Source organism: Siccirubricoccus soli, assembly GCF_024178315.1.
In the GTDB taxonomy this organism is placed as follows: domain Bacteria; phylum Pseudomonadota; class Alphaproteobacteria; order Acetobacterales; family Acetobacteraceae; genus Siccirubricoccus; species Siccirubricoccus soli.
Genome location: NZ_JAMZIK010000237.1, coordinates 1 through 11,182 on the forward strand (window position 1 = coordinate 1; position 11,182 = coordinate 11,182).

An 11,182-nucleotide genomic window follows, 5' to 3' on the forward strand; every position below is an offset into this window, starting at 1 on the left:
TGGCGGCGGCGCCGTGCCGGCCGGCGCCCGGGCGGCGGCGGACCGGGCCTGAGGCGGCTGGGCCGCGGGGGATCCCCGGCCGCCTGAACCCGCGGCCGCCGGGGGGCGTTCCTCCGGCGAGACCGCAGGAGGCCGCCATGGACAAGGACCGCAAGCATCCCGGCGACGGCGCCGATTACGAGGACACGGTCAGCAGCCGCACCACCGGCGATGGCCCCAAGGCCCCCGCCCGGAACAAGACGCCGGAGCACCAATACCCGCATGTGGATCGCGATGTCGGCGTGAACCGCAAGGATGCGGAGGCGCCGGGCGGGCCGGTGAATATCGGGGTAAAGCCCGCCAAGCCGGATGACAGCGGCGCCGAGGCCGCGGAGCAGACGCCGGACCGGGCAACCGGGCTCGGCAAGAAGGACGCCTCGGCCGGGCTGGCGGAGGAATAGCAGCCGATTCTGGGCGGGGTCCGGGGCCAAGCCTTGGCCCCGGCGGGGTTTGGCGGCACTGCCGCCCACGAGCAGAGCCCTATTCCTCTTCGTTGTGATTTCCTAACCGAAAGCCCCTAAGGCGGCCCCGCCTCCAGCCCGCTCTCCTCCCGTCGCCGCTTCTCCACCTCTTCGCCATAGCGGCGCAGCAGGTGGCTTTCGGTCAGCAGGCCCAGCACGCGGCGGCTCGCCGGCTCCACCACCGCCAGCGCATCGGCCGCCGCCAGTTCGAAGGCGGCGATGGCGTCGCGGGCGTTCATCCCCGGCAGCAGCACGGTGCCGCGGTGCTGCAGCAGCGGCGCCAGCCCCTCCTCCGGCGGCGCCGCATGCGCCTCCGCCACCGAAACGATGCCGGCATAGCGCCCCGCCTCGTCCACCGCCACCACCTGGCTCACCGAGCCCAGGGGGAAGAGGCGGCGGAAATTCTCCAGCGCGGTCTCCACCGGCACCCGCCGCGGATCCCGCCGCATCATCCGCCCCACCGTCAGGTCGTTCACCCAGCCGACATCATGTGCGCTGCGGATCGCCTCACCCCGCAAATGGAAGCGCCAGGTGGCGAAGGAATAGCCGAAGAGCCGCCGCACCAGCAGGCCGGAGACCGCGACGGCGGCCAGCACCAGCCCGGTGACCGCCAGGCTCCCCGTCGTCTCCAGCGCCAGGAAGGTCATCGCCAGCGGGGCGCCGATGACGGCGGCGCCGAAGGCGCTCATCCCCACCACCGCCATCACCAGCGCATCCGGCCCGGGCGGCGCCAGCATCGCCATCACCCCGGCAAACAGCTTGCCGCCCAGCGCGCCGATGAGCAGGGAAGCGAAGAACAGCCCGCCGCGGAAGCCGCTGCCGATGGAGATGATCGCCGCCAGCGCCTTCACCAGCAGCAGGGTCAGCACCGGCCAGGCCGGCACCTCGGTGACGAAGGCAAGGTGCAGCGCCCCATGCCCGGCCGAGAGCGCGACCGGGGAGACCTGCGCCAGCCCCCCCACCGCCAGCCCGCCCAGCAGCAGCCGCAGCGCCGGGGAGGGCAGCAGCCGCGCCAGCAGCGTCTCCGCCAGCCCGACGCCGCGCATCAGCAGGATGGCGGAAAGCCCGCACAGCGCGCCCACCACCAGCGCCAGTGGATAGGCGGCGTTGTCGATCACGCTCGGCACCGCCGTCTCCACCGCATAGGTGCCGGCGGCCAGCCCGCGCGCCACCAGCACCGCCGTCACCGCACAGGCGATGACGGGAAACAGCGCGGCGATGCTGTAGGTGCCGATCACCAGCTCGAAGGCGTAGAAGGCGCCGGTCAGCGGCGCGTCGAAGGCGGCGGCAATGGCCCCCGCGGCGCCGGCGCCGACCAGGATGCGCAGATCCGCCCGCCGCAGCGCGAAGGCGCGGCCGAGGCGGGAGGCGATGCCGCCCCCGGCCTGGGCATAGCCTGCCTCCAGCCCCACCGAGGCGCCACAGCCATTGGAGACGATGGTCTGCGCCCCCACCACCACCGCATCATTCAGCGACATGCGGCCGCCATGCAGCGCATTCGCCTCGATGGGATCGACCGGCGATTTCGGCCGCCAGCGGCGGATCAGCCAATTGAGCCCGGCCAGCGCCAGGCCGCCTGCCGCCGGCACCAGCAGCAGGCGCCAATCCGCGATGAAGGTGGCGGTGGAGAGCCGCATCTGCGGCCCGAAGCCGTAGAGCTGGCGCTGCAGCCCATGCGCCGCCGCCCCCATGCCCCAGGCCACCAGCCCGACGGCGACACCGATGAACGCCGCCAGCAGCACCATGGCGAACTCGCTGCGGCGGACCAGCCCGCGAAACGCCGCGCGGCGGCGCAGCCGGTGACGGAGCAGGCGGACATAGCGGTGCGGGGCGAAGGGGCGCATGGTGGGATGTGCATGCCGGAGGATCATGGCGCAAACGCGACATGCGCCGGGATGGCAACGGAGGCAGGTGCGAGCGCCTGGCCTGTGCACAGGGCCGTGCCCAGGGGCGGGCCCAGCGGCTGGAACGGGTCCAAGACCAGGGGGGCGCACCGTCCCCGTCGTCTCGAGCGCCGGGCAGGGCCCATGCCGGCAGGGGCACAGCCCCGCGCCTCCGCCCCCGGCCCGCGCCCATCCCCCTCAGCCCGGGACCAAACACTTAGAGTTTGCCAGACGATTCCCGCCAGCCAGGCCGCCGCCTCCCCTGCGCCGGGTCGAATTGCCCGGCCTGCCGGTGGATGGCCAGGAAGGCATCCCGCAGCATGGCGTTGGCGATGCCGAAGAGCCGGGCGGATTGCGCCACATACAGGCGCCGCAGCGCGTCCCGCTCCCCGCCCGCCACGGCGGCGAGCAGCGCGGCCAGGACGCGCCCTTCCTCCATCCGCTACCAGCCGAAGCGGCGCAGCAGGCGCTGCAGCAGCTCCGTACCGCCCACGCCCTGCCCATCCTCCGGCGAAGCGGCGGGCGGCGCCTCCCGGGCGAAGCGGGCGACGGCGTCGCGGGTGCCGGCGAGCCGCAGCTCGGTCGGCTCCGCCAGGCTGCCGCCGCTGCCGAGGCCGGTGATGCGGACCAGGGCGCGGTCGGCGGCCAGCAGCTCCTGCTCCGCCCGCGCCGCATCCTCCCCGCGCGGGGCGCAGATGAGGGAACGGCCCTCCAGCCCGCAGGGCAATTCCAGCATGGGGCGCGGCGGGAAGCGGAGCTGCGCCGTGCCGGTCAAGGCCAGCATGCCGCGGGAGGCGCCCTCCAGCGTCAGGTCCCGCGCCGTCACCACCGGCACCAGCCGGCCGCCGCGATCCACCACCTCCAGCGCCAGGCCGGGGGTGGCGCCGGCGGGCGGCTCCACCCAGTCCCGGTGACGCATCTGGCAGGCGCTGCGGTCGGTCATCCGGTCGGTGGCGCAGAGCAGGCGCCAGCTCCCGATCTCGGCCGGGGCCTGGGCGACGGCCGGGCCGATACAGGCGAGGAAGAGCGCAAGGCTTGCACGGCGCCACATGACACGGATGATAGCTGCGGCGAGGGAGGCGGCAACATGGGCCAGGTGACATTTCCGGACGGCACCCGGGTGCCCGCCCTCGGCCAGGGCACCTGGCATATGGGGGAGCGCGGCAGCGACCGGGCGCGGGAGGCCGCCGCGCTGCGACTCGGGATCGATCTCGGCATGACGCTGATCGACACCGCCGAGATGTATGCCGAGGGCGGCGCCGAGGAGGTGGTGGCGGAGGCGATCGCCGGGCGGCGGGAGGAGGTGTTCCTCGTCTCCAAGGTCTATCCCCACAATGCCGGCGGCCGGAAGCTGGAGGCAGCGCTGGAGCGCAGCCTGAAGCGGCTCAGGGTGGAGCGGCTCGACCTCTATTTGCTGCACTGGCGGGGCTCCATTCCGCTGGCCGAGACGGTGGCGGCGATGGAACGGGCGCGGGCGGCGGGGAAGATCGCCGGCTGGGGCGTTTCCAACCTCGATGTCGATGACCTGGAGGAGCTGGGCCCGGCACTGGCGGATTGCGCGACGGACCAGGTGCTCTACAGCCTGGAGCATCGCGGGGTGGAGTATGATCTGCTGCCCTTCTGCCGGCAGCGGGGGATGCCGGTGATGGCCTATTCCCCGGTGGGGCAGGGCGGGCGGCTGCTGCGCCAGCCGGTGCTGGTGCAGCAGGCGAAGCGGCTGGGGGTGACGCCGGCGCAGCTCGCCCTGGCCTGGACGCTGCGGGGGGAGGGGGTGATCAGCATCCCGAAGGCGGCCGACCCGGCGCATGTGAAGCTGAACGCCGCGGCGCGGGAGCTGGCGCTGGACGCCGAGGCGCTGGCCGCACTGGACGCCGCCTTCCCGCCGCCCAACCGCAAGCGCTCCTTGGCCATGCTATAGGAACTCCCCACGAAACCGCTGCGCGGCTGCGTGGGGGCCCCAGGGGGCGCTGAATTCCCGGGGCCTCGCACAGCCTGCCGCGGCCAAGCCGCGGAAGGGCACTGGGCGGCGGGTTTCAACAGGCGTAGTCGGTCCTTCTCCGCATGTCGCTGCGCGATGCCGTTGGGGGAGGGGGTGGACGGGCTGCTGCGGCAGGGCCGCTTCAGCGCATGGCAGGGTGCAAGGGCTTGGCCGGCACCCGCCATAAGCGGCTCAGGGCGCGGCGGCGGTGGCGATGCGGCCCGGGCTTGCCTCCGCCGGCGCGCCGTGCCGCAGCGGGGCGAAGCCGCCGGGGCTGCCGAAGACGAGGGGAATCAGCGCCAGCAGCGAGGCGAGGACCAGCGCCCGGATCAGAAGCCCTATTGGCATGGCGAACGCCCCCGAAGAAGAATCCTGGTGACGGCACTCGAATTCCGCGCCGCGGCCGCGTGGCCGTGGCGGAGCAGCTCAGCCGGCGGGCGGGACCCCGCCCGGCAGCGGGACGTTCACCGCGTCCATGTGCAGGCGGCGGACCGTGGCCGCCACCGCGGCATCCAGCCCGGGCCGGGCGTAATAGCCGCCGCGCACATGTAGGCAGGCGGCAATCGCCTTGAGGAAATCCCGCGCCAGATCGGGTTCGGGCGGCGGCGCCTCCTGCCAGAAGGCGTCGGCGCCGCCCTGCCAGGTGAGGCCGGGGATGTCGTACAGCGCCTGGCCCAGCACCCGCACGGCGCGGCCGAGCGCGATGGCCCGCACGCCGAGGGTGCTGTTGATGGTGACGACGCCGCGGCAGGCGCGGATCACCTCATCCATCGGCAGGGCGCCGGGCAGGTAATGCACCCGCCCCGCCACCCCCGCCTCCCGGGCGATGCGGCGGATGCGCCTGCCCCAGGCCTTCAGCCCGGGATCCAGCGGATGCACCTTCACCAGCAGATGCGCCTCCGCCGGCGCGCTGCGGGCGAAGCTCTGCACCACCTCGGCGATGGCGGTGTCGTTGTCCTCGAACCGGGAATAGGCGCGGATGGAGAAGTCGTTCTCCATCTGCATGGCGAAGAGGTAGAGCGGCCCGCGCGCGGCGAGGCCGGCGACCAGCGCCCGGTCCTGCCGCGTGGCGCGCCGGCGCAGCAGCAGGCGGAGCCCGGTGCCGAGATAGGCCGGGATGGGCGGGTGCAGTAGCCAGCTCTCATAGCGGCGGAAGCGCCAGGAGAAGAGCGAGGCGAGGTGGAAGGTCACGTCCCACACCGCCTGGGTGCTGAAATCCTCGCCGAAGCGCTGCTTGAAATCGGGCTCCGGGCAGGTCGCGGCCAGCGCCCGGATCGCCTCCGGCGTGCGAGGGAAGCGGCTGGAGGGGCCCATGCCGTCCCGTTCCACCACGATCCAGTCGGGGCGGAGATAGCCGAAATCGGTCACCGTCACGGCGATGCCGCGCGCCCGCGCCGCCTCGATGGCCTCGCGGTGCCGCGGCCGCTGCTCGCCCAGCAGCACCAGGTCGGTAATGCCCTGGTCGTCCATGAAATCGGCGACGAAGCCCGGCCACTCTGCGGGGGCGCCGCGGAACTCCGTCACCTCCCCGCCATGCCAGAAGATCCGGTCCCCGGCGCAGAGGTTGATGCGGAAGGTGACGTGGCCCAGCTCCCGCAGTCCGGCCGCCACCTCGGCGAAGAAGGGGCTGATCGGCCCCTGCAGGAAGAGGAAGCGGCGCGGCGGCGCCGCCCCCTTGGTGACGGAGACAAGGCTGCCGGCGAGGGCGGGCGCGTCGAGCCGGGCGAGGGTCGTCATGCCGCCACCTGCAGCGCGGCACGGATGTCTGCGGCGTTCACCAGCCCGCCATGGCGTCTTGCCGCGCGCAGCACCCTCGGAGGGGGGAAAGGACAGTAGGGCAGGGGAGTGACCTCCTCGGCAGCCACGGTTTTCGCGACCAGTGAGGAGAGGCTATCGGCCAAAAGTTGAGCGCCGGTTACGTGCAGCGCCCGCGCGGCGGCGGAAGCGGTGATCCCCGCCGGCAGCGTCACCTCCCGCTGCGCCAGGATGGCGCCGGCATCGATGCGCGGGGCCAGCCGGTGCAGGGTGACGCCGAAACGGGGCGCACCTTCGGCGGCCTCCGCCTGGGCCCAGATGGTCGGCACCGGGCCGCGGTGCCGCGGCAGCAGGGAAGGATGGATGTTCACCCCGCCGCGCGGCGCCGCCGCCAGCGTCTCCGCCGACAGGATCTGGTCGAAATGGAAGGTGACGATCAGCTCCGCCCCGGCGGCGCGTAGCGCCTCCCGGAAGGCGGGGGCGTTCACATCCGCCACCGGCCACAGCTTAATGCCGTGCCGCGCCGCCAGCCGCGCCAGCGCGCCCTTGCGGCCGCATTGCCGCAGGACTTCCGGCAGCCCGTAATTCACCAGCAGATAGGGCAGGAAGCCCGGGCCGGAGCGGCGCAGATGCCGCCAGGCCTGGGCCAGCGGCCCGCCCGCACCCGGCCGGTAGAGCACCGAGCGGCCGAGCAGCGCCACCTCTCCCCGCCAGGCAGCAAGGAAGGCCGCCACCGCCGCATTGCTCAGCGGGCTGTCGAGGGTAAGGAGCGCGATCCGCATCAGGACGCCATCAGTCTCTGGCCCGTGATGGCCTGCCGCGCCTCTACCAGTGCTTCCACTGCGCGGTCGAGATCTGCCGCGCTGTGTTCCGAAGACAGAAAAAAACGGAGTCGTGCCGAACGTTCCGGCACAACAGGATAAAGGATGGGCTGGACGTTGATCCCCGCCTCGAACAGCGCCGCCGCCATGCGGGCTGCGAGCACCGAGCTGCCGAGGATGACCGGCACGATGCCGAGCCCCGCCGAGGCGCCGGTCTCGAATCCCGCTTCGCGGGCCTGTTCCAGGAAGCGCCGCGCATTGGCCTGCAACGCCGCGGCGCGCCAGGGCTCCGCCTCCAGGATGCGGAGCGATTCCAGCGCGGCGGCGGCAAGCGGCGGGGCGAGGCCGACGGAATAGACGAAGCCCGGCGCGGCATGGCGCAGCAGGTCGATGAGCTGGCGCCGGCCGGCGATGTAGCCGCCGCAGGCGGAGAGAGTCTTGGAAAGCGTGCCCATCCAGATATCCACCTGGTCGGGCGGGACGCCGCATTGCTCCGCGATGCCGCGGCCGGTCGCGCCGACCACGCCGGTGGAATGCGCCTCATCCACCATCAGCAGCGCATCGTGGCGCCGCGCCATCTCGACGAAGGGGGCGAGGTCGGGGATGTCCCCGTCCATGCTGTAATGCCCCTCGATGACGATCAGCGCGCGGCCATGCTTGCGGCGCTGCGCCGCCAGCTCCCGCTCTGCCGCCCGCCAGTCATTGTGCGGGAAGGCGAGGCGGCGGGCGCCGGAGAGCCGGGCGCCCTCGGCGACCGAGTTATGGATGAGCTGGTCATGCAGGATGAGGTCGCGCGGGCCGAGGAGCTGGCCGACCACGGTGACGTTCGTCGCATGGCCGCTGACGAAGGCAAGGCAGGCCTCCGCGCCATGATGTGCGGCGAGCGCCGCTTCCAGCTCGGCATGCACCGGCCGCTCGCCGGAGGCGAGGCGCGAGGCGGAGGCGGAGACGCCATGCCGGTCGATCGCCGCCTTGGCGGCGGCGGCGACGCGCGGATCGCCGTTCAGGCCGAGGTAATTATAGGAGGAGAAATTGATGTAGTCGCGGTTGCCGATGCTGGTATGCGCACCGGCCACGCCGTCATGCGGGCGGAAATAGGGGCTCTCCAGCCCGAGCGCGGCACCGGCCTCACGGACCATCTCGATGTCGCGGGCGCCGGGCAGGGTCGAGAGGTCGCGGCCGGGACTCTCGGCGGGCGCGGCGGCATCCGGCTCGGCGCGGCGCTTGGAGAGGCGCTGCAGCAGGGCGGCGCGGGCGGTGGCGGTGAGGCCGAAGCCTTGGGTCATGGCGGGCACTCCGAGGCGGGTTCTGCCCTCCTCGGGCCCCACCCGCCAAGGGCCGAAAGGCCCGTGGAACCCTTGAGTCCGCTGTTCGAACCCACGTGCCCGAATTCATGGCTTCCAAAGGCCCTTCGGTCTTTGGCGGGATGGAGCTCGAGGAAGGGCAGAGCCCTTCCCCGACACTGCGCCGGGCCCTTCACGCCGCATCCTCCAGCGTCGGCTCATGCGCTGCGATCAGCGCCGCCACGTCATCCTCCGGCTTCGCCTCCCGCACCGTCTCCGCGATGCGCTTCGCCAGCCCCTCGATGCTCAGCGTATCCGTCAGCGCGCCGAGCGGCACCGGCAGGCCGAGGCGCTGTTCCAGCGCCGTGCGCAGCTCCATCCCACCCAGGCTGTCCAGCCCCAGCCCGGCCAGCGGCGCATCGGGCGCGAGGGAGAGGGGCGGCAGCCGCAGGATGCGGCCGAGCTCCGCCACCAGCGTCTCCCGCAACAGCGCCAGCGCCTCCGCCTCCCCGGCGCTGCGCAGCCGGGCGCGCAGATCGGCGGCGTCGGCGGCCGGCGGCGCCGCCTCCCGCACCGCGGCGAAGGCGGGTTCGGCGAGCACGGAGAGGGCCTGCCCCGCCTCGCCCCAGGCAATCCGGGCGAGGCCCAGCACCGCCGGCCCGGCTTCCAGCAGGGCGGGCAGGGCGGCGAGCGCCTCCTCGGCGCGCATCGCCGTGGTGCCGAGGCGGCGGCGCAGGATCTCCTGCGTTGCCGCATTGCCGGCCAGCATGCCGGCATTGCCGATCGGGCCCCAGGCGATGGCGGTCCCCGGCTTGCCGGCGGCGCGGCGGCGGCGCGCCAGCGCCTCCAGCCCCGCATTCGCCGCGACATAGGCGGCCTGGCCGGGATTACCGATGGCGACGGTGGCGGAGGAGTAGAGCAGGAACAGCGCCAGCGGATCCTCCGCCGTGGCGCGGTCCAGGTTCTCCGCACTGGCGAGCTTCGCCGCCAGCACCTGCGCCGCCCGCGCCGGCTCCATCATCGCGGCCGCGCCATCGGCCATGACGGCGGCGGCCTGCACCACGCCGCGGATCGGCGGCATGGCGGCGCGGATGGCGTTCAGCGTGCGGGCGAGGGCAGCCGCATCCGTCGCGTCGCAGGCATGCAGCGTGGCCTGGGCGCCGAGGGCGGCGAGGTCGCGCAGCAGCGCCTCCGCCCCCGGCACGGCGGGGCCGCGGCGTGAGAGCAGCGCCAAGTGATGCACCCCCTGCGCCGCGAGGAAGCGGGCGGTGGCGGCGCCGAAGCCCTCCGTGCCGCCCACCACCACCACCGTGCCGCGCCGCGCCTGCTCCAGCGCGCCCGGCTGGCGTTCCGGGGCGGCGAGCGTCGGCGGGCGAATCACCAGTTTGCCGATATGCTGGCTGCCCTGCAGGGCGCGGAAGGCCGCCTCGGCCTCCGCCGCCGCGTGTTCCATGGCGGGCAGCGGGCGCAGGCTGCCCTCGGCCAGCCGGGCCGCGATGCCGGCGAGCAGCCGCGCCGCATGGGCGGGCCGGGCGCGCGGCAGCTCATCCACATCCACCGCGAACCAGGTGGCATTGCGCCGCAGCGGCCGCAGCGGCACGCGCCGCGCCTCGGCGAAGTCCCGCTTGCCCAGCTCGACGAAGCGGCCGAAGGGGCGGAGCAGGCCGAGGGAGCGCTCCATCGCCTCCCCGGCCAGGGAGTTCAGCACCACATCCACGCCGTCCGGCCATGTGGTGCGCAGCGCGTCGGCGAAGCCGGGGTCGCGGCTGTCCAGCACCAGCTCCGCCCCCGCGGCGCGGAGGAAGGCGCGCTTGGCCGGGCTGCCGGCGGTGGCGGCCACGCGGGCGCCCGCGGCCAGCGCCACCTGCAAGGCGGCCAGGCCGACCGCGCCGGCGCCGCCATGGATCAGCACCCGCTCCCCGGGCTCGATCCGCGCCAGCTCCTCCAGCGCATGGATGGCGGTGAGGAAGGCGACCGGGACCGTCGCCGCGGCGGCGGGGGACAGCCCCTCCGGTAGCTTCGCCAGCGCCTCCGCCTTGGTCACCGCATGGGTCGCCAGCGCCTGCGGGGCGATGCCGAAGACGCGGTCGCCGGGGCGGAAGGTCACGCCCTCGCCCACCGCCTCCACCATGCCGGCGCATTCCATGCCGAGGCCGGGGCCGGTGAAGCCGGGCAGCAGCGCTTCCTCCGGCAACAGGCCGAGTGCCCACATCACGTCGCGGAAGTTCAGCCCTGCTGCCTCGATGCGCAGCCGCACCTCGCCCGGGCCGGGGCTGCGCAGGCTGGCTGGCGCCCAGCCCAGGCTGCCGAGCTGACCAGGCTGCGCGACGACGAGCTTCAGCGGCCCGCCCGGCGGCGGCGCCGGCGGCAGGCCGGGCCGGAGGCGCGGCACCAGGCGGGCCGTGGCGGTCAGCGTCACCTCCGGCTCGGCATCCGCCTCGGCCAGCAGCTCATTCGCCAGGCGGCGGGCGGCAGCGTCGGGCCCGAGCCCGGGGCAGAGGTCGATCCGCCGGGGCTTCAGCCCGGGATGCTCATTGGCCAGCACCCGGCCGAGGGCGAAGGCGGCGGCGGCGCGGGGCTCCTGCCCCTCGGCGCCTTCCGGCTGCTGGCCGCCGCGCGTCACGATGGCGAAGCCGGCGGCGCTACCCTCCGCCGCGGCGGCGAGGCGGGCCAGGGAAGCGAGGCTGCGGGCGGTCTCCGCCACCTCCTCCCCGCCAACGGCGAGCGCCACCACCAAACTACCCTGCAATGCGCGGGGCGGGACGGCAGCGGCCTCGGCCAGCTCCCCCTGCGTCACGCTGGCGCCGCGGGCGGTGAGGGCGGCGGCGACGGCGCGGCGGAAGCCGGCACCGGCGGCATCGGCGAAGAGGGCGACGCGGCGCAGCTTGGGGGCCGCCAGCACCGCCGCCCCCAGCGGGGCACGGGCGGCGATCAGCGCCGCCGGCCAGGGCGCGGCGGTGAG

General features: G+C 74.2%; 10 protein-coding genes. 2 read left to right on the top strand and 8 right to left on the bottom strand.

The window, feature by feature from the left end; translation table 11 throughout:
* Positions 1-137: 137 nt before the first annotated feature.
* Positions 138-440 carry a hypothetical protein gene (locus tag NJ376_RS27365; RefSeq protein WP_252956527.1) on the top strand — a complete coding sequence of 101 codons (303 nt, stop codon included), beginning with the start codon at positions 138-140 and terminating at the stop codon, positions 438-440.
* A gap of 116 nt (positions 441-556) precedes the next feature.
* On the opposite strand, the gene NJ376_RS27370 is transcribed toward NJ376_RS27365, so the two are convergent.
* The 3 genes from NJ376_RS27370 to NJ376_RS27380 all read right to left on the bottom strand — a co-directional run bounded on the left by NJ376_RS27370 (position 557) and on the right by NJ376_RS27380 (position 3,434).
* Positions 557-2,344, bottom strand: coding sequence for a chloride channel protein (locus NJ376_RS27370; RefSeq protein WP_252956528.1), 1,788 nt, complete (start codon positions 2,342-2,344; stop codon positions 557-559).
* A 256-nt stretch (positions 2,345-2,600) separates the two neighbouring features.
* The gene (locus NJ376_RS27375) at positions 2,601-2,822 is read right to left on the bottom strand and encodes a hypothetical protein (RefSeq protein WP_252956529.1); all 222 of its coding nucleotides are present in this window, start codon (positions 2,820-2,822) and stop codon (positions 2,601-2,603) included.
* A 3-nt stretch (positions 2,823-2,825) separates the two neighbouring features.
* Entirely contained in the window at positions 2,826-3,434 is a 609-nt protein-coding gene (locus NJ376_RS27380; RefSeq protein WP_252956530.1) for a hypothetical protein, read from the bottom strand.
* A 36-nt stretch (positions 3,435-3,470) separates the two neighbouring features.
* Between NJ376_RS27380 and NJ376_RS27385 the strand changes: the two genes are divergently transcribed.
* Positions 3,471-4,301: an aldo/keto reductase gene (locus NJ376_RS27385; protein ID WP_252956531.1), complete on the top strand. Its 831-nt coding sequence runs from the start codon at positions 3,471-3,473 to the stop codon at positions 4,299-4,301.
* Between the two features lie 252 nt (positions 4,302-4,553).
* On the opposite strand, the gene NJ376_RS27390 is transcribed toward NJ376_RS27385, so the two are convergent.
* From NJ376_RS27390 to NJ376_RS27410, 5 genes are all read right to left on the bottom strand, one after another.
* The gene (locus tag NJ376_RS27390) at positions 4,554-4,709 is read right to left on the bottom strand and encodes a hypothetical protein (protein ID WP_252956532.1); all 156 of its coding nucleotides are present in this window, start codon (positions 4,707-4,709) and stop codon (positions 4,554-4,556) included.
* A 78-nt stretch (positions 4,710-4,787) separates the two neighbouring features.
* Complete coding sequence (locus NJ376_RS27395; RefSeq protein WP_252956533.1) at positions 4,788-6,098, bottom strand: capsule biosynthesis protein; 1,311 nt, start codon at positions 6,096-6,098, stop codon at positions 4,788-4,790.
* The gene (locus NJ376_RS27400) at positions 6,095-6,898 is read right to left on the bottom strand and encodes a formyltransferase family protein (RefSeq protein ID WP_252956534.1); all 804 of its coding nucleotides are present in this window, start codon (positions 6,896-6,898) and stop codon (positions 6,095-6,097) included. The genes NJ376_RS27395 and NJ376_RS27400 overlap by 4 nt, the downstream gene beginning before the upstream one ends.
* Positions 6,898-8,223 (bottom strand): aminotransferase class I/II-fold pyridoxal phosphate-dependent enzyme, encoded by a 1,326-nt coding sequence (locus NJ376_RS27405; protein ID WP_252956535.1) that lies wholly within the window; start codon positions 8,221-8,223, stop codon positions 6,898-6,900. Before NJ376_RS27405 ends, NJ376_RS27400 begins: the two co-directional genes overlap by 1 nt.
* A gap of 190 nt (positions 8,224-8,413) precedes the next feature.
* On the bottom strand, positions 8,414-11,182 hold a 2,769-nt coding region (locus NJ376_RS27410; protein ID WP_252956536.1), incomplete at its 5' end, for an SDR family NAD(P)-dependent oxidoreductase.

Excerpts from the sequence above, each read along its gene's own strand:
- NJ376_RS27365 (WP_252956527.1), top strand. The coding sequence starts at position 138 with ATGGACAAGGACCGCAAGCATCCCGGCGACGGCGCCGATTACGAGGAC.
- NJ376_RS27370 (WP_252956528.1), bottom strand. The coding sequence starts at position 2,344 with ATGCGCCCCTTCGCCCCGCACCGCTATGTCCGCCTGCTCCGTCACCGG.
- NJ376_RS27375 (WP_252956529.1), bottom strand. The coding sequence starts at position 2,822 with ATGGAGGAAGGGCGCGTCCTGGCCGCGCTGCTCGCCGCCGTGGCGGGC.
- NJ376_RS27380 (WP_252956530.1), bottom strand. The coding sequence starts at position 3,434 with ATGTGGCGCCGTGCAAGCCTTGCGCTCTTCCTCGCCTGTATCGGCCCG.
- NJ376_RS27385 (WP_252956531.1), top strand. The coding sequence starts at position 3,471 with ATGGGCCAGGTGACATTTCCGGACGGCACCCGGGTGCCCGCCCTCGGC.
- NJ376_RS27390 (WP_252956532.1), bottom strand. The coding sequence starts at position 4,709 with ATGCCAATAGGGCTTCTGATCCGGGCGCTGGTCCTCGCCTCGCTGCTG.
- NJ376_RS27395 (WP_252956533.1), bottom strand. The coding sequence starts at position 6,098 with ATGACGACCCTCGCCCGGCTCGACGCGCCCGCCCTCGCCGGCAGCCTT.
- NJ376_RS27400 (WP_252956534.1), bottom strand. The coding sequence starts at position 6,898 with ATGCGGATCGCGCTCCTTACCCTCGACAGCCCGCTGAGCAATGCGGCG.
- NJ376_RS27405 (WP_252956535.1), bottom strand. The coding sequence starts at position 8,223 with ATGACCCAAGGCTTCGGCCTCACCGCCACCGCCCGCGCCGCCCTGCTG.